20 protein-coding genes are annotated in these 20,450 nt (G+C 62.3%); 12 read left to right on the plus strand and 8 right to left on the minus strand.

Annotated features, from left to right (window positions below):
• Positions 1-9: 9 nt before the first annotated feature.
• From ABIB36_RS13645 to holA, 3 genes are read left to right on the plus strand one after another with little or no spacing between them, the layout of a single operon-like run.
• Entirely contained in the window at positions 10-864 is an 855-nt protein-coding gene (locus tag ABIB36_RS13645) for a ComEA family DNA-binding protein (RefSeq protein ID WP_354561823.1), read from the plus strand.
• Entirely contained in the window at positions 861-2,426 is a 1,566-nt protein-coding gene (locus ABIB36_RS13650; RefSeq protein WP_256895220.1) for a ComEC/Rec2 family competence protein, read from the plus strand. Before ABIB36_RS13645 ends, ABIB36_RS13650 begins: the two co-directional genes overlap by 4 nt.
• Before the next feature lie 51 nt (positions 2,427-2,477).
• Positions 2,478-3,452 carry a DNA polymerase III subunit delta gene (holA, locus tag ABIB36_RS13655; RefSeq protein WP_084344720.1) on the plus strand — a complete coding sequence of 325 codons (975 nt, stop codon included), beginning with the start codon at positions 2,478-2,480 and terminating at the stop codon, positions 3,450-3,452.
• Positions 3,453-3,507: 55 nt separating this feature from the next.
• Here holA and rpsT read toward each other — a convergent pair whose 3' ends face one another.
• A complete protein-coding gene (rpsT, locus tag ABIB36_RS13660; RefSeq protein WP_084344722.1) occupies positions 3,508-3,768 on the minus strand; it encodes a 30S ribosomal protein S20 in 261 nt (86 codons plus the stop codon).
• Positions 3,769-4,074: 306 nt separating this feature from the next.
• Between rpsT and ABIB36_RS13665 the strand changes: the two genes are divergently transcribed.
• Entirely contained in the window at positions 4,075-4,845 is a 771-nt protein-coding gene (locus ABIB36_RS13665) for an aquaporin (protein ID WP_084344856.1), read from the plus strand.
• A 1-nt stretch (position 4,846) separates the two neighbouring features.
• On the opposite strand, the gene ABIB36_RS13670 is transcribed toward ABIB36_RS13665, so the two are convergent.
• Positions 4,847-5,410: a type II toxin-antitoxin system PemK/MazF family toxin gene (locus ABIB36_RS13670; RefSeq protein WP_084344724.1), complete on the minus strand. Its 564-nt coding sequence runs from the start codon at positions 5,408-5,410 to the stop codon at positions 4,847-4,849.
• Positions 5,411-5,524: 114 nt separating this feature from the next.
• On the opposite strand from ABIB36_RS13670, the gene lepA reads away from it, so the two are divergent.
• A complete protein-coding gene (lepA, locus tag ABIB36_RS13675) occupies positions 5,525-7,366 on the plus strand; it encodes a translation elongation factor 4 (RefSeq protein ID WP_354561828.1) in 1,842 nt (613 codons plus the stop codon).
• Complete coding sequence (locus ABIB36_RS13680; protein WP_256895224.1) at positions 7,363-8,376, plus strand: nitronate monooxygenase; 1,014 nt, start codon at positions 7,363-7,365, stop codon at positions 8,374-8,376. The genes lepA and ABIB36_RS13680 overlap by 4 nt, the downstream gene beginning before the upstream one ends.
• A 34-nt stretch (positions 8,377-8,410) precedes the next feature.
• Here ABIB36_RS13680 and ABIB36_RS13685 read toward each other — a convergent pair whose 3' ends face one another.
• The gene (locus ABIB36_RS13685) at positions 8,411-10,453 is read right to left on the minus strand and encodes a glycoside hydrolase family 15 protein (RefSeq protein WP_084344860.1); all 2,043 of its coding nucleotides are present in this window, start codon (positions 10,451-10,453) and stop codon (positions 8,411-8,413) included.
• A gap of 79 nt (positions 10,454-10,532) precedes the next feature.
• Between ABIB36_RS13685 and ABIB36_RS13690 the strand changes: the two genes are divergently transcribed.
• The 6 genes from ABIB36_RS13690 (at position 10,533) to ABIB36_RS13715 (ending at position 14,989) form a co-directional block, all read left to right on the plus strand.
• Complete coding sequence (locus ABIB36_RS13690) at positions 10,533-10,763, plus strand: hypothetical protein (RefSeq protein ID WP_084344728.1); 231 nt, start codon at positions 10,533-10,535, stop codon at positions 10,761-10,763.
• A gap of 146 nt (positions 10,764-10,909) precedes the next feature.
• Positions 10,910-11,002: an Ms4533A family Cys-rich leader peptide gene (locus tag ABIB36_RS13695; protein ID WP_354561833.1), complete on the plus strand. Its 93-nt coding sequence runs from the start codon at positions 10,910-10,912 to the stop codon at positions 11,000-11,002.
• Between the two features lie 240 nt (positions 11,003-11,242).
• A complete protein-coding gene (locus ABIB36_RS13700) occupies positions 11,243-12,265 on the plus strand; it encodes a sulfate ABC transporter substrate-binding protein (protein WP_354561835.1) in 1,023 nt (340 codons plus the stop codon).
• A gap of 5 nt (positions 12,266-12,270) precedes the next feature.
• Entirely contained in the window at positions 12,271-13,134 is an 864-nt protein-coding gene (gene cysT / locus ABIB36_RS13705; protein ID WP_084344730.1) for a sulfate ABC transporter permease subunit CysT, read from the plus strand.
• Positions 13,131-13,931 (plus strand): sulfate ABC transporter permease subunit CysW, encoded by an 801-nt coding sequence (gene cysW, locus ABIB36_RS13710; RefSeq protein WP_354561838.1) that lies wholly within the window; start codon positions 13,131-13,133, stop codon positions 13,929-13,931. The genes cysT and cysW overlap by 4 nt, the downstream gene beginning before the upstream one ends.
• Positions 13,931-14,989: a sulfate/molybdate ABC transporter ATP-binding protein gene (locus ABIB36_RS13715; protein WP_084344734.1), complete on the plus strand. Its 1,059-nt coding sequence runs from the start codon at positions 13,931-13,933 to the stop codon at positions 14,987-14,989. Before cysW ends, ABIB36_RS13715 begins: the two co-directional genes overlap by 1 nt.
• Here the strand turns inward: ABIB36_RS13715 and ABIB36_RS13720 are convergent.
• Genes ABIB36_RS13720 through ABIB36_RS13740 form a run of 5 tightly spaced genes read right to left on the minus strand, consistent with a single transcriptional unit; the run spans position 14,979 to position 20,449 of the window.
• The gene (locus ABIB36_RS13720) at positions 14,979-15,740 is read right to left on the minus strand and encodes a sirohydrochlorin chelatase (RefSeq protein ID WP_354561841.1); all 762 of its coding nucleotides are present in this window, start codon (positions 15,738-15,740) and stop codon (positions 14,979-14,981) included. The genes ABIB36_RS13715 and ABIB36_RS13720 overlap by 11 nt on opposite strands.
• Entirely contained in the window at positions 15,737-17,068 is a 1,332-nt protein-coding gene (locus tag ABIB36_RS13725; protein ID WP_084344738.1) for a sulfate adenylyltransferase subunit 1, read from the minus strand. The genes ABIB36_RS13720 and ABIB36_RS13725 overlap by 4 nt, the downstream gene beginning before the upstream one ends.
• Entirely contained in the window at positions 17,068-18,012 is a 945-nt protein-coding gene (gene cysD / locus ABIB36_RS13730; protein WP_354561844.1) for a sulfate adenylyltransferase subunit CysD, read from the minus strand. Before cysD ends, ABIB36_RS13725 begins: the two co-directional genes overlap by 1 nt.
• A complete protein-coding gene (locus ABIB36_RS13735; RefSeq protein WP_084344742.1) occupies positions 18,009-18,719 on the minus strand; it encodes a phosphoadenylyl-sulfate reductase in 711 nt (236 codons plus the stop codon). The genes cysD and ABIB36_RS13735 overlap by 4 nt, the downstream gene beginning before the upstream one ends.
• Complete coding sequence (locus tag ABIB36_RS13740) at positions 18,716-20,449, minus strand: nitrite/sulfite reductase (RefSeq protein WP_354561847.1); 1,734 nt, start codon at positions 20,447-20,449, stop codon at positions 18,716-18,718. Before ABIB36_RS13740 ends, ABIB36_RS13735 begins: the two co-directional genes overlap by 4 nt.
• Position 20,450 lies beyond the last annotated feature (1 nt).

A 20,450-nucleotide genomic window follows, 5' to 3' on the forward strand; every position in this document is an offset into this window, starting at 1 on the left:
GTCCGTGACATGGCGAGACCCGAAGAGCGACTGCGATCACTGACCGGTTCGGGTGAAAGTATCGATGATGCTCCGGCACAAGACAATTGGCTCGACGTAGAAGAAGGCCGCACGACGGCACTCTCGCCGTACCTTCCGGAGCGTTGGCGAGGTGCCCGGTTCGATCCGGGACGAAAAGGCATGTTCGCATTGTGCGGCGTCGGCCTCCTCGTCGTCCTCGTGGCCGGCTACGGATTTTTTCGTAATTCTTCGGAAGTCGTTCCGGTACCGCCGCTTCCGGTGGTAACACCCGAGTCGGGGGCTGCTGCGACACCGCCGAAGTCCGGTCGCCCCACCGAAGGACCGGAGCCGGTTCCTGCAGCAGACGTCGTAGTCAGTGTCGTCGGCCTCGTGTCGTCTTCGGGTCTGATTCATCTGCCGCTCGGCTCACGGGTGGCGGACGCGTTGGCCGCGGCACGTCCGCTCGACGGTGCGGACGTTTTGGCACTGAACCTGGCGGCGAAGGTCAGCGACGGCGATCAAATCGTAGTCGGGGCCATCCCGCACGATCCGCGGCCTCTGGTGAGCGGAACGGTATCGGGGGCTTCGGGAACATCAGGCGCCCAAGCGAGTTCGAGTACAGCGGACAAATCCGGGTCGACCGGAGCGTCGGTGTCCGGCAGCTCCAGTGGCGGCACGGTGAATCTGAACACCGCGACGGTCGCCGAGCTGGATGCCCTCTCGGGAGTAGGCCCGGTGACCGCTGCGAACATCGTCTCGTGGCGTGAGGTGAACGGTCCGTTCACCGATGTCGCTCAACTAGGTGAAGTCGACGGCATCGGCCCCGTTCGTCTCGAGAAGCTCCGGAGCCAGGTGTTCGTGTGACCGAACCGGAGATCCGTCCCTATGATTTTCGGCTGGTCCCGTCGACTCTGCTGTGTTGGGCTGCGATGGTGTTCGGCGTGTTGGCCGGATCCGCAGCGGTGACGATTCTTGCCGTTGCGCTCGGTGTTGCCGCTGCTGTGATCGGTGTGGCCGGTGCTGCAGTTGTTTCGGAACAGTCCGGCTCGGTTCGGCGCGTGGTGCCAGGCGTGGTGGCGATGCTCGTTCTGGGAGCGTGCTTCGCCGCAGCGGCCGCGATACACGTCGGAGTATTCGAGACAAGCCCGGTCGGCCGAGCCGCAGAACTGCAGGCCTGGGTCAGCGCAGCCGTGACCGTGCGTGAAGATCCGCGGTCGTCGAGGTCCGCTGGGCCCGAGACCGTGACGGTCCGAGCCGAGCTGACGCAAATGGATATTGCCGGAACACCGCACCGCGTCGGTGGACGTGTACTGGTCATCGCACCTGCCGACGGTTGGGAAGACCTGGTACCAGGCCAGGAGGTGACGCTCCGCGGGCAGCTGTCCGTACCGGACCGTGCGGACCTCACCGTGGCCGTGGTGCGAGTCGCCGGCCCGCCGACCTCGGTCTCCGAACCTGGACTCCTCGCGGCAGCCGCTCGGCACGTCCGATCGAATCTCGCCCTCGTCGCTTCGACGTCGTTGCCGCCGGACCGGGGCGGTCTCTTGCCGGGACTGGTGGTCGGCGACGTGTCCGCGTTACCGGAGGAGATAGCAAACAATTTCCGGGCCGCTGGTCTGACTCATCTGACAGCGGTCTCCGGTGCGAACTTCTCGATCCTGCTCGGTGCTGTCCTTCTGCTCGCCCGAGGAATCGGAACGGGCCCGCGCACAACGGCTTCGGTGTGCGGTCTCGTTCTGCTGATCTTCGTGGTGATCGCGCGTCCGTCTCCGAGCGTGCTGCGGGCGGCAGTGATGGGAAGCATCGGACTGCTCGCGCTCGTCACCGGGCGCAGGCGTCAAGCGGTTCCAGCTCTGTGTTCGGCGGTACTCGGCCTGATCGCCTGGTGGCCGGAACTTGCCGTGGACTTCGGGTTCGCGCTGTCGGTATCGGCGACGGCTGGTTTGGTCGTCTTGGCGCCGGTGTGGGTGGACTGGCTACGCAGACATGGGTGGGGGAGAGCGAGCGCCGAGATCCTGGCGGTGGCAGCAGCCGCCCACGCGGTGACTGCGCCAGTGGTGGCAGGGATGTCGGGCACGTTCTCAGCGGTCGGTGTGGTGGCGAACGTAGCCGTGGCTCCACTCGTGGCACCCATCACGGTGATCGGCGCGATCGTGGCGGTCGTAGCGACCTTCGCCACCGGTGCCGCATCGCTGGTCGTGCTGGTGGCATCCGCGCCACTGTGGTGGTTGATCTCCGTGGCGCAGTGGGCCGCGTCGGTACCCGGGGCCGGGTTCGAGATCACCAGTGGCGTTCCCGGTGCCGCTGCAGTGGTGGGTGCGCTCGCCGTCCTGATACTCGCACTGCGCTTTCGGCCGGCCCGCTGGATACTCGGTGGTCTCTGCGTAGTCCTCGTGTTGTTCTGGCTCACGGGACTTCGGTTGTGAGAGCTGCATGGAGTTCGGAAAAGGTCGGACCGGCATGGCACGATCGCACATGTGAATGCGAATACCCCACCTGCAGCCCTCCATCTCGTCCTCGGCGACGAGGAGTTGCTGATGGACCGCGCAGTGGCGTCGATCGTCGGGCAGATCAGATCGACTCAACAACCCGGTGAAGATCTTCCCGTGACGAAGCTTCGTGCCGGTGACGCCAGCGCCCCGGAATTGGCCGAGCTGCTGAGCCCGTCGCTCTTCGCCGAGGATCGGGTCGTGGTTCTCGAGGCCGCCGCCGAAGCAGGCAAGGACGCAATGGCCATCGTGGTCGATGCGGCGGCAGATCCGCCGGCCGGCGCGGTGCTGATCGTCATGCACTCCGGCGGTGGCCGCGCAAAGGCTCTGGTCGGATCGCTGCAGAAGAGTGGCGCCGTCACCCACGAGTGCGTGAAGCTGACCAAGACATCCGAGCGGGTGGACTTCGTCAAACGCGAGTTCACCGCCGCACAGGTCCGGGTCAGTGGTGACGTGGTCGACGCAATCGTCGAGTCGGTCGGTTCCGAGCTCCGCGAACTAGCCGCGGCATGTTCGCAGTTGATTGCAGACACCGGTGGCAAGGTCGATGTCGCCGCTGTACGTCGGTATTACTCCGGCAAGGCAGAAGTGTCCGGCTTCGACGTTGCGGACAAGGCAGTAGCGGGGGACCGTCCCGGCGCATTGGAAGCCTTGCGATGGGCCCAACACCGGGGGGTGCCGCACGTGCTTCTCGCCGATGCATTGGCAGATGCAGTGCGCACCATTGCGCTGGTGGGGTCGGCGGGACGCGGAGACCCGTTCAGGATGGCGGGAGAGCTGGGCATGCCGCCCTGGAAGATCAAGAAGGCGCAAGGTCAGGCCCGCACGTGGAACGGTCGATCGATCGCAGAAGCGTTGCAGATCGTCGCGCAGTTGAATGCAGACGTGAAGGGGCAAGCTGCCGACTTCGATTACGCCGTCGAGCATGCAGTGTCAGTGGTGGCGGAATTGGGCAGCCGGTAGGTCACGCAAAAGAACCCGCTCGGCGATCCGAGCGGGTTCTTTCGTTACGTGAAGATCAGAGCTTGTTGACCGCGAGAGCCAGTGCCGACTTCTTGTTGGCTGCCTGGTTCTTGTGGATGACGCCCTTGCTTGCTGCCTTGTCGAGCTGGCGAGCTGCCGTCAGGAGCAATGCCGAGGCCTTGTCCTTGTCGCCGGTCGAAGTGGCATCACGGAAGGAACGGATGACCGTCCGCAGCGAAGACTTCACCGACTGGTTGCGCAGTCGCTGACGCTCGTTGGTGAGAATCCGCTTCTTCTGGGACTTGATGTTTGCCACGCGTAAATCCTTCTGTCTTCGTCGGTATTCCGGTCAGGGCGATCCATGCTGAAATGCCCGAAGTATGCTGCCGAGCTGTTGAGCCCAGCGCCGAAGGTCGAGAATACCAGCACTGGCAGTCATAACCGAAATCGGCGACGCTCGCGGTGTGAATGCCGAGGGTGGAGGCTGGAAAACTCGCCCTCTGGAGTGCCGATCGGAAGTGTGGTTCCGCACCTCCCGATCGTGTGGTGGAGATCACATGAGTGGCGTAACCTACTGCTCGACAGGATTTGGCCGGGAATACCTTCTCAGCAAGGTGGGGACATGTCGACAGCACAGGAGTATGCGGAACCGGAAGTAATCTCCGACACGAAAAAGTATGTCGCGGAGGCGATCGGCACCTTCGTGCTCGTGTTCACCGCCGTCGGTACTGCAGTGTTCGCGGGGGACAAGGTCGGAAACCTCGGCGTTGCACTGGCTTTCGGGCTCACCTTGCTGTTTCTCGTCTATGCGATCGGCCCGATCTCCGGTTGCCACGTCAATCCCGCTGTCACCATGGGGCAGTTGTTACTGGGGCGGTTGTCCATCGCCAAAGCGGGCCTCTACGTTCTCGCTCAAGTGATAGGCGGACTCATCGCAGGCGCAACTCTGTTCGCGGTCGCGAACAGTCTCCCGTCGTACGACCGCACAGTGGATGGACTCGGCGCAAATGGTTGGGGCGCGCACAGCCCCTCCGCCATCAAGGGCCCGCTCGGGGGTGTGCTGGAGAACGGTTACGGCATCGGCGCCGCGATCGTCATCGAGGTCTTGCTGACCGCGCTGCTCGTCTTCGTGGTGTTGGCATCGACCGATCAGATCTCCGACGTGCCACTGGCAGGGGTATCGATCGGATTCACACTCACCGTCATTCACCTCGTTGCCATTCCCATCGACAACACGTCGGTGAATCCCGCTCGGAGCCTCGCCGTCGCGGCGTGGCAACCCGGTGCGCTTTCTCAGGTCTGGCTCTTCATCGTATTTCCGCTGGTAGGCGGAGCGTTGGGTGCCCTCATCTATCGCGGCGTGTTCGGTCGGTACAACCGTCTCGAATCCTGAATCAGGACCAGCTGAAGTCACTGCGCAAACGCGACGCCACGATGTCGAACTTCGACTTGTTCAGTACTGCACCTTCGCGTCGGATCCCCGACTCGGGGACGTCGAGCACCCGATCGAGTCGAATCCAACTAGGACGTCCCTCGCTGTCCCAGGAACCCGAACCGATGGCAACCCAGTCTCGTTCACCGTCGCGCTTGCTCTGACTCGAGAGCATCAAGCCGAGCAGGACGTCGCCGTCGCGCCCGACTACGAGGACGGGTCGGTCCTTGCCCTGATTCGCATCTTCTTCGTAGGTGACCCAGGTCCACACGATTTCACCGGGATCGGCTTTCCCATCGAGATCGGGGGAGTATTCGACCCGTCGTGCGCGATGTGCGGTCGGGACGGTGTGCGAGGCAACCGGACGCCCCGAATCGACGGTCGGGCCGGAGGAGCTTGTACTCGACAAGGCATCGATGCCCTTCTGGAGGGCGCCCGAACTCTGAAGTTGACGGAACAGTCTCGGACCCTCGCGCCGCGCGATCCTGCTCAATTCCTTACCGAACTTGCTCCAGTTCCCTGCCATGCGAGAACAGTCTAGTCATTCCGCACGAACGGCCAGCCGGGGAAGTCTTCGGGCGCGAGACATGGGAAGATGGACTCTGTCCGTTCGCTCTTCTCCCCGGCCAAAGGATCGTAAGTGCCCAGCTTCGCCGACACGACGTTCACCGATCCGTCCAGGATCAGGAACTTCTGCATCATCGCCCACATCGACCATGGCAAGTCGACGCTGGCAGATCGGATGTTGCAGCTCACGGGCGTCGTCGATGACCGATCCATGCGGGCTCAGTACCTCGATCGTATGGACATCGAGCGTGAACGCGGCATCACGATCAAGGCTCAGAACGTTCGCCTTCCGTGGCTGGTCGACGGCGAGGAGTTCGTACTCCACCTCATCGACACTCCCGGTCACGTCGACTTCACCTACGAGGTCTCTCGTGCCCTCGAGGCCTGTGAGGGTGCAGTGTTGCTGGTCGACGCCGCGCAGGGGATCGAAGCTCAGACGCTCGCGAACCTGTACCTCGCGCTCGAAAAAGAGCTGACGATCATTCCGGTTCTGAACAAGATCGACCTCCCCGCAGCGGACCCCGACCGCTACGCCGCCGAGATCGCGCACATCATCGGGTGCGAAGCGGAAGACGTACTTCGCGTCTCGGGCAAGACGGGTGTCGGCGTCGAGGAATTGCTCAACGAGGTCGTCAAGCTGGTCCCCGCGCCAGTCGGGAACCCGGACGGGCCCGCGCGGGCAATGATTTTCGATTCCGTGTACGACACCTACCGCGGCGTCGTCACCTATGTCCGAGTGGTCGACGGGGCTCTCAACCCGCGCGAGAAGGTCACGATGATGTCGACCGGCTCGACTCACGAACTACTCGAAGTCGGGATCGTTTCACCCGATCCGAAAGCGACCAAGGGGCTCGGCGTCGGCGAGGTCGGATACCTGATCACCGGCGTCAAGGACGTTCGACAGTCGAAGGTCGGCGATACCGTGACCACGGCGCGCAAGGGTGCGACGGAACCCCTCATCGGGTATCGCGAACCCCGCCCGATGGTGTACTCCGGCCTGTACCCACTCGACGGGTCCGACTACCCGGATCTGCGTGACGCACTCGAGAAGCTGCAACTCAACGACGCTGCGCTCACCTACGAGCCCGAGACCTCGGTCGCGCTCGGATTCGGCTTCCGCTGCGGGTTCCTCGGGTTGCTGCACATGGAGATCACCCGTGAGCGCCTGGAACGAGAATTCAACCTCGATTTGATTTCCACCTCCCCGAACGTGGTGTATCGCGTCGAGATGGAAGACAACGCCGAGCATGTGGTGACCAACCCGTCGTACTGGCCCGAGGGCAAGGTGCGCGACGTCTTCGAGCCGATGGTGAAGTGCACCATCATCACCCCGAGCGAGTTCATCGGTTCGATCATGGAGCTCTGTCAGGGCAGGCGCGGCGAGCTGGGCGGAATGGACTATCTGTCGGAGACGCGGGTCGAACTGCGCTACACGATTCCCATGGCGGAGATCATCTTCGACTTCTTCGACATCTTGAAGTCGCGTACTCGTGGCTACGCGAGCCTCGACTACGAAGAGATCGGCGAGCAGAGCGCAGCTCTGGTCAAGGTGGACATCCTCCTTCAGGGTGAGGCAGTCGACGCCTTCTCCGCGATCGTGCACAAGGATGCCGCGGCCGCATACGGAAACAAGATGACCACCAAGCTCAAAGAGTTGATTCCGCGCCAGCAGTTCGAGGTGCCCATTCAGGCTGCTATCGGGTCCCGGATCATCGCTCGCGAGAACATCCGCGCGATCCGCAAAGACGTGCTCGCCAAATGTTATGGCGGTGACATCAGCCGTAAGCGCAAACTCCTCGAGAAGCAGAAGGAGGGCAAGAAGCGGATGAAAACCATCGGTCGGGTCGAGGTTCCGCAAGAAGCCTTCGTTGCCGCGTTGTCTTCGGAGTCGTCGACGGACAAGCCGAAGAAGTGATTCGCTCCACGGTCATCCTCGACGGGCTTCGCGTCCCAGTGATCAGTGCGCCGATGGCCGGTGGGCCCTCGACCGTGGAACTCGCGTCAGCGGTGTCGAACGCGGGCGGACTGGGCATGCTCGGCGGTGCCCTGCTCGACGTCGATAAGCTTGCCACACAGGTTGTTTCGATGCGAGGCATCGTTTTCGGTGTCAACTTGTTCATCCCGGACGACCCGACAGGCGCCGATGTCGCTGCGTATGCGCGGCATCTCGAGCCATGGTTCGCGCGGTACGACGTCGAACCGGGGGAGTTGCCGCGGCGCGACGACTACTATTCCGACAAATTCAGCTGGCTCGTCGAGCACCCGGTTCCCGTCGTGACAAGCACGTTCGGCACGTTCAGTGCCGCAGAGGTCGCGGCGCTGCACGAGGTCGGGTCCGAGGTCTGGTGCACCGTGACGAGCGGGTCGGAAGCACACGAGGCGCAAGCCAACGGGGTGGACGCACTCGTGGTGCAAGGCCCCGAAAGTGGCGGCCATCGAGGAAGTTTCGATGGTTCGGCCCCAGAAGTTCCGTTGACGGGTGTACTCGAGGCCGTGCGGGCGGCGTCGAGCCTTCCACGTATTGCAGCGGGTGGATTGATGGACGGACACGACATCGCACCGCTGCTGTCTTCAGGATTGGCGCACGCGGCGCAGCTGGGCACGGCCTTTCTCGATACCCCGGAAGCCGGTACCAGGGCGGTCCACCGAGAGCAGCTGAGGAAGGCGTCCCGCACCGCGGTGACCCGCGCGTTTTCCGGCCGTCCAGCACGTGGACTCGTCAACGAGTTCATCTCGGAGAACTCTGCCGTGGCACCGCTGGCCTACCCGGACGTGCACTACCTCACCGGACCCATGCGGGCCAAGGCTGCTGCTGCGGGAGATCCGTCGGGGCTGTCGATGTGGGCAGGCACGGGCCACCTCAGAGCCAGGGCGGTCCCCGCAGCCGAGCTGTTGGCCGAATGGGCGCAGCAGCTGCAGCGCTGAGAGATGGCGCTGAGGGAACGGCACGGATGGAATTTTAGTTGACGTGCGCAGGCTTGAAGTGTCCGGTGGCCTGAGCTTCCTCCGCTCGAATGACGTGAACAACGGCATTGATGAGCGCGAGGTGCGTGAAGGCTTGCGGGAAGTTGCCGAGGTGCCGGCCGGTCTTCGCATCGAGTTCTTCGGCGTAGAGCTTCAAGGGGCTCGCGTATCCCAGCAAACGTTGGCACAGGTGCTTGGCACGTTGTAGGTGGCCGATCTCCACGAGCGCCGACACCAGCCAGAAAGAACAAATGGTGAAGGTGCCCTCCTCGCCCGCCAGACCGTCGTCGGTCGTGTCGACGCGGTACCGAAGCACCAACCCGTCCTCGGTGAGCTCGTCGGCAATGGCCAGCACTGTCGCCTTGATGCGTTCGTCGTCGGGTGGGAGGAATCTGAGCAACGGTGCCAGCAGCAAGGACGCGTCCAGAGAAGGGTGTCCGTATCGCTGGGTCAGTACCCCGCGAGAGTCGACGCCGTGCTCGAGGATATCGGCTTTGATTTCGTCGGCGATCTCGTTCCATTGCGCGGCATAGCCGCTCTCGCCGTGGATTTCGGCAAGCTTCGAACCGCGGTCGAGCGCTACCCAGCACATCATTTTGGACGAGGTGAAATGCTGCGGTTCGCCACGCACCTCCCAGATTCCGCGGTCGGGTTTACGCCAATTCGCGATCGCTTCCTCGACCTGTCGCTTGAGCAGGGGCCACAAGAACTCCGGCACATGTTCGCGTGACTTCACGTGCAGGTACACCGAGTCGAGCATCGTTCCCCAGATATCGTGCTGCTCCTGGTTGTAGGCGCCGTTTCCGATGCGGACGGGTTGGGCGCCGTCGTAACCGGACAGGTGGAGCAGCTCGCTTTCTTCGAGGGTCTTCTCACCGCCGACGCCGTACATCACTTGGAGCGGATTGGCATCGCCGTTCTCGGCCCTGGACACATCGGCCATGAACGAGAAGAAGTCATTGGCTTCGCGGTCGAGCCCGAGTGTGTAGAGGCCCCACAGTGCGAAGGTCGAGTCGCGTACCCAGGTGTATCGGTAGTCCCAATTGCGCTCTCCGCCAGGGGTTTCCGGTAGTGAGGTAGTCGATGCTGCCAATAGAGCTCCGGTGGGTGCATAGGTGAGACCTTTGAGGGTGAGCGCACTGCGCTGCAGGTATCCGCGCCACGGATGGTCGGGGAATCGTCCGATGGTGATCCACTGACGCCAACACTCGGCGGTTCGCCACATCTTCTCCGCTGCCTCGTCGAATGTCGTAGGGGCGGCCAGATGGGACCACGAGAGCGCCACGAAGATGTTGTCGCCCTCGGCCATACGGGTACGAGCACGAGCTTCTCGGCCCTCGATGCCGATACGAAGATTGGTTGTCAGAGTCAGCGTCGGCTGGTCTCCGTCGGTACTGGCTTGGCATGTTGCTGTTGCCTGCTCGTAGACCTTGCCGGTGTACTCCCACTGCGCAGGCGCACGGTGGTAGTCGAATGCCGGCTCGCAGCTCATCTCCAATTCGACAGTGCCGCTGACACATTTGACCGTGCGGAGAAGGATGTGCTCGGCATCCCAATCGGACGGCGCCCGCTTGTGTGAGCGGGAACGCTGATCGGTGTTGTGCCACGGACCCATTACCAATGCATCGCGTACGACGAGCCAACCGGTTTCGGTCTGCCACGTTGTCTCGACGATCAAGCCGCCTGGTAGGTAGCGTCGGGCAGCTGGGACGGACTGGCCGTACGGCCCGACCCGAAAATGGCCGGCGCTACGGTCCAGTACCGCACCGAACACGCTCGGTGAGTCGGGGCGTGGGATACACATCCACTCCACCGAACCGTTCCTGGCCATGAGACATGTCGTCTCGCAATCGGAGAGAAATGCATAATCGTCGATCGGAGGGAAGGCGCTTCGGTACGAGGTGAGGCTGGAAACCGGGGCCTCGGTACTGGCCAGAGCGCCCTGTGAAGGGTGCTCGTCGCCGTCAGGTACCCCAGCTGCCAGGACGGAATCGTCGGTTACGGGGACCACTGTCGACTCGTTCTCGAATGCCGTCATGGTCCCATCATCATCCGTGTGTGCGGCCATCGTCTACCGCCGGGGTTTCTCGGCGTGGCGGACCGATAGAGTGAACGGCGTGGATGCAATAGCGACCTGGTGGGACGGGATCGAACTGTGGATCACCGCTCTCCCGTTCATTCCACAGTCGCTCGTAGTGATGCTGGTGGTCGTACCCGTTGCATCCGGGCTCGCGGTCCTGTTGGACCGAGTTCTTGCAGTACTGCTGCGAGTGCTGGGTCGAGATGCTCACGCCCAGTCCGAGCTGGAAGCCCCATTTCAAGAAACGTCGAAAACGGAAGGCCACTGATGCCACGGTCGAGGGTCTCGCTAGCACTGTTCGCTCTGCTCGTTCTCGTCGTGATCGCCTGGTTTCTGACCAGATAGTCGACGCATATCCGCGGGGACCGATCGAGGAATTAGAGTCCACCAGGATCCTCTGCTAGATTTCTGTCCGTGTCTGCCGCTGCCGAGTACCGAGTCCGCCATGAATTGGCGTTGATTGCGGTCGGCATGCTCGCAGTAGCCGATATCGACTGTTGTCGATAGACCTCGTGGCGCTCCGGCCGCATGACGGTCAGGCGTTGTAGCCTGCTTGCTCGCTGCGATCTGTCGTTACCTGCACCGCTTGTTCTACGTGGGTGCCCGATGTCGATCGACTCGACCGGCCATCCCTCTTCCTTTCGCTGCGCTGGTCTCTCGTTCCGCGCATGCGTGCCCGCACACCGTCCACTCGTACAGCTGCGAATCGGCTTCGAACGGACTGAACAGATGAAAGGCTCCTTCTCGATGAGACACAGCTCTCGTTACCTGCTCACCACCTTCGCTGCGGTGGGAACACTCGTTCTTTCCGCCTGCGGAGGTGGCTCCAGTGATGCCGTCGGTGACTCGGGCGGATCCTCGGGTGGCACCGCGCTGACCCTCGTCGGTTACGCAGTGCCGAAGAACGGCTGGGATGCGATCGGGCTTGCATTCGCGGGAAGCGAAGCGGGCGAAGACAGTTCGATCAACGCCGACTACGGTGCCTCGGGTAACCAGTCACGCAAAGTGGCCGACGGTGCCCCGGCTGACATCGTGAACTTCTCCGTCGAGCCGGATGTGAAGCGGTTGGTCAAGGCGGGCAAGGTCGATGAGGATTGGAACCAGAACGCTTACGGCGGCGTGCCTTTCGGATCAGTCGTCACCTTGGTCGTCCGCGAGGGCAACCCGAAGAATATTCGAACGTGGGACGATCTGCTCGCCCCTGATGTGCAGGTCATCAGTCCGAGCCCACTGAGCTCGGGTTCGGCCAAGTGGAATCTGCTGGCGCCGTACGCGGCAAAGAGCAACGGCGGTCAGGATCGGCAGGCAGGTCTCGATTACGTTCAGAAGCTCGTGTCGGGACACTTTCCGGTACAACCGGAGTCGGGTCGTGCGGCAACCGAGGCGTTCCTGCAGGGGCAGGGCGACGTGCTGATCAGCTACGAGAACGAGGCACTCCTCATCGAAGAGCAGGGCGAGAAGGTCGAGCACATCGATGTGGCAGATACCTTCCGTATCGAAAATCCTGTTGCTGTGGTGAACACCAGCGGCCAGCTGGAATTGGCCAATGCTCTCAACGATTACATCTATACCGACGAAGGACAGAAGATCTGGGCGGAGGCAGGATTCCGACCCGTCGACCCGGACGTTGCAGCCGAGTACTCGGACAAGTTCTTCACCCCGGAGAAGCTGCGGACTATCGACGATCTCGGTGGTTGGAGTCAGGTCGACGCCGATCTGTTCGGTGACAGCGGTGCGATCACGACCATCTACAGCGAAAACACCAAGTAGGAACCATGTCGACCACTATCGAGGCCGAGTCACGGTCATGGCGCGCGTCTCCGCGTAAGGGGCGTAAGTTCCGCGGTCCCGGATCCGTCGGTCCGCTCGGCCTCGGAGTGGCGGTGTTGTGGTTGAGCATCATCGTGCTGTTGCCGCTCGCGGCGTTGTTGGTCAAGTCGTTCGACAATGGGGCAGCCGGTTTCTGGGATGCGGTGACACAGCCGCGTGCGATCGCGACATTCAAGGTGACGCTGGAAGTGTCGGCTGCCACTGCGCTCGTCAACCTCTTCCTCGGCACGCTGATTGCGTGGGTGCTCGTTCGGGACGAGTTCCCGGGCAAACGATTCGTCAATGCGGTGATCGACCTGCCGTTCGCATTGCCGACGATCGTGGCGAGCCTGGTGTTGCTCTCGCTCTACGGCCCGACCAGCCCTATCGGCCTGGTCTTCAATGCCACCAAGCCCGCTGTCGTCGTTGCGTTGTTGTTCGTCACATTGCCGTTCGTTGTGCGCGCAGTACAACCGGTACTCATCGAGGTCGACAAAGAGGTGGAAGAAGCGGCGGCGTCACTGGGCGCAGGCAACTGGACCATCTTCCGGCGCATCGTGCTTCCGGTGCTGATGCCCGCAGTTCTGAGCGGCGCAGGGCTGGCCTTCGCAAGGGCTATCGGCGAATTCGGATCGGTTGTTCTCATCGGCGGCAACATCCCAGGGCAAACGCAGATCGCATCCCAGTACATCCGTGAACTGATCGAGTACGACCATCAGGTCGACGCAGCAGCGATCTCGGTCGTCTTGCTCGCGTTGGCGTTCGTCGTCCTGTTCGTTCTTCGCATCGTGGGAAGTCGACTCGCTCGAAGAGAGGAACAGATCCGATGAAGCTCGGACTCCCGGTCAAACTCTCGCTGCGGGTCGTTGCGTTGTTCTATCTCGCTGCACTGGTGTTGTTTCCGCTCGGCGCCATCCTCTATCGAACTTTCGAAAATGGGATCGCCGAGTTCTGGGGACTGATAACGACGCCGGCCGCGCAGTCGGCACTGCAACTGTCGTTGCTGATCGTCGCGATCGTCGTTCCGATCAACGTCGTGTTCGGAGTCATCACAGCCCTTGCACTCGTGCGTGGGCGATTCCGTGGAAGGGGTGTCCTCGAGGCCATCGTGGACCTTCCGTTTGCGGTGTCGCCCATCGTCACCGGCGTCGCGCTCATTCTGCTGTGGGGTGCCAACGGTTGGTTCGGTGGCATCGAGAGTCTCGGCTTCAAAATCATCTTCGCTCTGCCAGGCATGGTGATAGCGACGATCTTCGTGACGCTGCCCTTCGTGGTGCGCGAAGTGGAGCCAGTGCTCTACGAAATCGGAGAAGAGCAGGAAGAAGCTGCATCGACGTTGGGGGCTTCCTCGATGCAGACCTTCTGGAGGATCACACTTCCTGCCATTCGCTGGGGCCTGACGTACGGAATCGTCCTGACCGTTGCGCGTTCGCTCGGTGAGTTCGGCGCCGTGATCATGGTGTCGACCAACTTGCCAGGCATCTCGCAGACACTGACGCTGTTGGTGAATTCACGATACGAGGACTTCAACCAAGCGGGTGCATATGCCGCATCCACGCTGCTCATGGCAATTGCCGTCATCGTATTGCTGCTGATGACTGCCCTCGACAAAAAGAGGACGAAGTAATGACCACATCGAAAAACAACGAGATCGAGATCTCCGTTGTCGGCGCCAACAAGAAATACGGCGACTTCGCCGCACTCGACAACGTCAGCATCGACATCCCCAAGGGCTCACTGACGGCGTTGCTCGGGCCCAGTGGCTCTGGTAAGTCGACCTTGCTGAGGTCGATTGCGGGCCTCGAGCAACTCGACTCCGGTCAGGTGGTCCTGGCCGGCCAGGACGTGACGTGGGTGAGCCCACAGCGTCGTGAGATCGGATTCGTGTTCCAGCACTATGCAGCCTTCAAACACCTCAGCGTTCGCGACAACGTCGCCTTCGGACTGAAAATCAGGAAGCGACCGAAACCGGAAATCAAGCGGAAGGTGGACGAACTCCTCGAGATCGTCGGCCTCGCCGGCTTCCAGACGAGGTTCCCGGCGCAGCTCTCGGGCGGCCAACGGCAGCGGATGGCACTCGCACGCGCGCTCGCGGTCGACCCACAAGTGCTGCTGCTCGACGAGCCGTTCGGCGCCCTCGACGCGAAGGTCCGTGAGGATCTTCGGACCTGGCTACGTCGATTGCACGACGAGGTTCACGTCACGACGGTATTGGTGACACATGATCAGGAAGAGGCACTCGACGTCGCTGACCGGATCGCGGTGCTCAACAAGGGGCGCATCGAGCAGGTCGGTACGCCCGAGGACCTTTACGATCGTCCCGAGAACGACTTCGTGATGTCCTTCCTCGGGCAGGTCGCAAAGCTCAACGGACTACTGGTCCGACCGCACGACATTCGCGTCGGTCGGGATCCGAGCATGTCGCTGGCGCAGGAGAACGGCACAGCCGAATCAGCGGGCGTGACTCGCGCCATCGTCGAACGCGTCGTACGTCTCGGATTCGAGGTGAAGGTCGAACTGAAGAATGCGGCAACCGGAGAACCCTTCACCGCGCAGATCACGCGCGGCGACAGTGAAGCACTCCAGCTCAACGCCGGAGAGACGGTGTACGTACGCGCCACACGGATCCCGAAGATCCTCAATTCCAAGGGCACGATGGCGCCGGCCGCCGGATCTACCTATTGAGGTGATCGTTGTCTGCAGTGACGATGTGCGTCAGAGCGCAGTCGTAACGATGGGACACCACCTCGGCCACCGACGAATGCGCACCGATGACGTCCGCTCGGACGACGTCGAAACCTGATTCGTCCACAACTGCGGATACCCGGTCGGTCAGCAACCCCGGTGCAAGGAACCACTGCGCGAGCACAATCTTCCTCGCACCCGCGTTGTGCAGGAGCTGGAGAGCCTCGGCAGGGCCCGGATTCGGCACGGTCGCAAAGCATGTCACGGCCTCGCACCAACGCGTGCTCGTGAGAACGTGTCGAGCAATGGCACGAGTGCGTTCGTTGGCGGCGTCGTCCGAGGATCCGACGGCGGCAAGAAGGACACCGACATCGGGGTCGTCGACGTCGACGCCGGCGTCGAATATGCGTGAGCGAACGGCATCGAACAACCGCTGATCCTCGCCCAGTACGTCGGCCTGCACCAGTGACAATCCTGGGTTACGCAGCCGTGCCGCTTCGAGCATCGTCGGCAAGTCCACTCTCGCATGAAACGCGCTGCCGAGCAGCAGCGGAACGACGACTGCCGAGTCTGCACCCTCGAGAGCGACATCGTCGATCACTCGATCGACGTGCGGCTCCGTCAGGTCCAGAAACGCCACTCGCACATCCACATCCGGGCGCCGAATTCGGATCCGATCGACAACCGCGTGCACCGTGCGAGCCGAGCGTGGGTCGCGGCTGCCGTGAGCGGTAGCAATCAGCACGCTCACGCCGGTATCGGCGTCCCGAGCTCGACAGCGGACAACGCGTCGCCGACCAGACCGGCAGCAAGGGTGTTTCCACCGTTCGGGTCGATCAGCAGAAAGCTGCCGGTGTGTCGGTTGACCCGGTAGTCGTCCGCCACGATCGGCTCGGCCACCCGAACCGAGATTCGACCGATGTCGTTGAGCTCCAGCGATTCCGGTGACGGCTCGGACATCAATTTCTGCTCGTCGAACCGCTCGACCAGCGAGCCGACGATGGCCTGCGTGGTACGCGTTCCGTGCTTGAGTAGCAGGCGCGCACCTGGACGCAGGGGCTTCTCGGCGAGCCAGCACACAGTGGCGTCGAATTCACCGAGGGCCTCCGGCGCATCCTGCGGGGAAGCGATGGTGTCACCTCGAGAAACATCGACGTCGTCGGCGAGAATCAACGTGACGCTACGGCCGGCATGGGCCGATCCGAGTTCGCCATCGGCTGTGTCGATGCGCTCGACGGTCGTGCGTACTCCCGAGGGCAACACGACGACTTCGTCGCCGGGGGACACCGTTCCCGCTGCAACTTGGCCGGCGTAGCCGCGATAGTCCGGGAATTCGGCTGTGCGCGGACGGATTACGTACTGCACGGGGAACCTCAGTCCCACTCGATGAGGTTCTGCGTCCACCGGGACGGACTCGAGATGCTCTATCAGCGTCGGGCCGTCGTAGTACGGGGTCTTGGTCGAGCGCACCGCCACATTGTCACCATGCAGGGCGGACACCGGAATCTCGGTGACATCCTCGGTAGCCCAGCCAAGTGAACTCGTCAGAGAGTTGAATTCTTCGGAGATGTCCGCGAAGACTTGCTCCGGATTCTCGACGAGGTCGATCTTGTTGACTGCCAAGACCAGCTTTGGTACCCCGAGTAGTGCGAGAACTGCTGCATGCCTACGTGTTTGCGTGATGACACCCTTGCGTGCGTCGACGAGAAGTATGACGAGCTGAGCCGTGGACGCACCGGAGACGGTGTTACGGGTGTACTGAACGTGGCCGGGTGTGTCGGCGAGAACGAACGAACGCGCGGGTGTCGCGAAGTACCGGTAGGCAACGTCGATCGTGATGCCCTGCTCGCGCTCGGCACGCAGGCCGTCGACCAGCAGTGACAGGTCCGGCGTACTCAGTCCACGGTCGACCGATGCGCGTGTGACGGCATCGATCTGGTCGGCGAGAACAGATTTCGTGTCGTAGAGCAGGCGCCCGACCAGGGTGGACTTACCGTCGTCGACGCTCCCGGCGGTGGCAAGCCGTAGAAGCTGTGTACCGGAAGTGGGGGCTGCGGAATCGGAACGAGAGTTGCTCATCAGAAGTATCCTTCGCGCTTGCGGTCTTCCATGGCAGCCTCGGAAACACGATCGTCTCCGCGAGTGGCACCACGTTCGGTGAGCCGAGATGCCGCGACCTCGGCAAGAATCGCGTCGTTGTCCGCGGCATCGGAGAGAACTGCGCCAGTGGTGGATCCATCGCCCACGGTCCGGTACCGAACCGACAGAGTCTGCAGCTCCTCGGATTCGCTCGGGCCGCCCCACACACCGGGAGTCATCCACATTCCGTCGCGCTGGTACACCGGGCGCTGGTGGGCGTAGTAGATGGACGCCAATTCGACGTCTTCCCGGGCGATGTAACGCCAGATGTCGAGTTCGGTGAAGTTGCTCAACGGGAACACTCGAACTTGCTCACCCGGCGAATGCTTACCGTTGTAGAGGTTCCACAATTCCGGACGCTGCTTCTTCGGATCCCACTGCCCGAATGCGTTGCGAAGGGAGAAGATGCGCTCCTTGGCGCGAGCACGCTCCTCGTCGCGGCGTGCACCACCGAAGATGGCATCGAAACGGTTCTCCGAGATCGAGTCCAGCAACGGAACGGTCTGAAGTGGGTTGCGAATGCCGTCGGGACGCTCGGTGAGACGGCCGTCGGCGATGTAGTCCTCGACGCTGGCGATGTGCAGGCGGAGGTTGTACTTGGCGACTACGTAGTCGCGAAAGTCCAATACTTCCTGCAAGTTGTGGCCGGTGTCGACGTGCAGCAGCGAGAACGGAAGCGGCGCAGGCCAGAAGGCCTTGATCGCCAAATGCAGCAGAACGGTGGAGTCCTTGCCGCCGGAGAAGAGAATGACCGGGCGCTCGAACTCGCCTGCTACCTCACGGAAAATATGGATCGCCTCGGACTCGAGCGCGTCGAGTGTGTCGAATCGATCGCTGTCGAGCAGTGTGCGCGTGGCTTCTACAGCCGTCGTGTCCAGTGTCATGATGCGTGCAACCCACATTCGGTTTTGGCCTTACCGGCCCACCGTCCGCTACGCGGATCGGCGCCGGGGGCGGGCTTGATGGTGCAGGGGGCGCACCCGATCGATGGATAGCCTTCGTCGACAAGCGGATTGACGAGTATGGAGTGCTCGTCGATGTAGTTCTGCATGTCCTCGTCCGACCAGGCTGCGATCGGATTGATCTTCACCAGGCCGAAGCCTTCGTCGAAGGAAATGAGAGGCGCATTGGCACGGGTAGGGGATTCGACTCGACGGATGCCGGTAACCCAGGCGCTGTAGTTTGCAAGCTCCTTCTTCAGCGGAGCAACCTTACGCATGGCACAGCATCGATTCGGCTCGCGAGCGAAAAGATCTTTGCCTTCCAGCGCATCTTGTTGTGGCACAGTCAGTTCGGCTCGGGCATTGACGATCTTGACGCCGTAGACGGCTTCCACCGCGTCGCGGGTGCCGATGGTTTCGGCGAAGTGATAACCGGTTTCGAGGAACAGGACGTCGATGCCCGGATGTACCTGGGCGGCAAGGTGTACCAGGACTGCATCCTGCATGTTCGACGCCACGATATAGTCGGTGCCGAATTCGCGTTCGGTCCATGCAAGCAATTCGTGAGCGTCGGCTCCGTCGAGTTCGCGAGCGCCGCGCTCGGCAATCGCCTTCAACTCCTCGACCGAGAGGTTCATCCGAGTGGTCATCGCATATCCGCCTCATCTGCTCGCACTGCCCATTCGGCGAAACGTTCGCCCTCGTTGCGGTTCTTCACGAACTGCCGTACGACGCGATCGATGTAATCACCCATCTCGACGCTCGTGACCTTGTGCTGGCGTAACTTTCGGCCGAAGGCAGTGTCGAAGCCGAGGCTGCCGCCCAGGTGCACCTGGAAGCCTTCGACCTGATTTCCTTCACCGTCGTCGACCAGTTGGCCCTTGAATCCGATGTCCGCGACCTGCGAGCGGGCACAGGAGTTGGGGCAACCGTTGATGTTGATCGTGATCGGTACGTCGAGCTGGGCGTTGATGTCTGCCAGACGCTCTTCGAGTTCGGGCACGAGAACCTGTGAGCGCTTGCGTGTTTCGGCGAACGACAGCTTGCAGAACTCGATTCCGGAGCAGGCCATCAGGTTCTTGCGCCAGTGCGACGGCCGAGCAGGGAGGCCCAGAGCGTCGAGGTCGGCGATCAGCGGCTCGAGAGTTTCTTCGGCCACGTCGAGGATGATCAGCTTCTGGAAGGGCGTGAAGCGGATTCGGTCACTGCCGGCCTTCTCGGCGGCGTCGGCAACCCGAGCGAGAATGGTCCCCGAAACGCGGCCCGCGATCGGAGCGAAACCGACTGCGTTGAATCCGTTCTGGGTCTTCTGGATACCGACGTGGTCGATGGGCCGCGTCGGCTTCTCGGGTGCCGGGCCGTCGATGAGGGGACGCTTCAAGTATTCGGTCTCGAGGACTTCGCGGAACTTTTCGATTCCCCAGTCCTTGATGAGAAACTTGAGCCTGGCCTTGGCGCGCAGACGGCGGTAGCCGTAATCACGGAAGATCGAGACAACACCTTCCCAGACGTCGGGAACCTCGTCGAGCGGAATCCAGGCGCCGACGCGCTGAGCGAGCATCGGGTTGGTGGACAAGCCGCCGCCGACCCAGAGATCAAGTCCGGGACCGTGTTCCGGGTGGTTCACGCCGATGAACGCGACGTCGTTGATCTCGTGGACTACGTCCTGCTGGCCGGAGATCGCAGTCTTGAACTTGCGGGGCAGGTTCGAGTAACGAGGGTCGCCGATGTAGCGGCGCACGATCTCGTCGATAGCGGGGGTGGGATCGAGTACCTCGTCGAGGGATTCGCCGGCCAGGGGAGAGCCGAGAACCACGCGGGGGCAGTCGCCACAGGCTTCGGTGGTCTTCAGGCCGACAGCCTCGAGGCGCTTCCAGATCTCCGGTACGTTCTCGACCTCGATCCAGTGGAACTGGACGTTCTCGCGGTCGGACAGGTCGGCGGTGTTGCGGCCGAACTCCTGCGAGATGCCGGCGATGGTCCGTAACTGCTCGAGGTTGAGAGAGCCTCCGTCGCAACGCACTCGCATCATGAAGTACTTGGCTTCGAGGAGGTCGAGGTTCTCGTCACCGGTGAAAGTGGCGTTGTATCCCTCCTCACGCTGGGTGTAGAGGCCCCACCAACGGAAGCGTCCACGCAGGTCGCTCTTGTCGATGCTGTCGAACCCCTGCTTGGAGTAGATGTTCTCGATGCGCGCCCGCACGTTCAGCGGGTTGTCGTCCTTCTTCGCCTGCTCGTTGGCGTTGAGGGGTTCGCGGTATCCGAGGGCCCACTGACCTTCGGCGCGGCGCTTGGTGGGCCGTGCGGTGCGCTCTCTGGGTGCAACTTCAGGCGATTTCGCGCCTGTCGCATCGGTTGTCGCGTCGGTTGTCGACGACATC

The sequence above is a fragment of the Rhodococcus sp. UYP9 genome, from assembly GCF_040547235.1.
Lineage (GTDB): Bacteria > Actinomycetota > Actinomycetes > Mycobacteriales > Mycobacteriaceae > Rhodococcoides.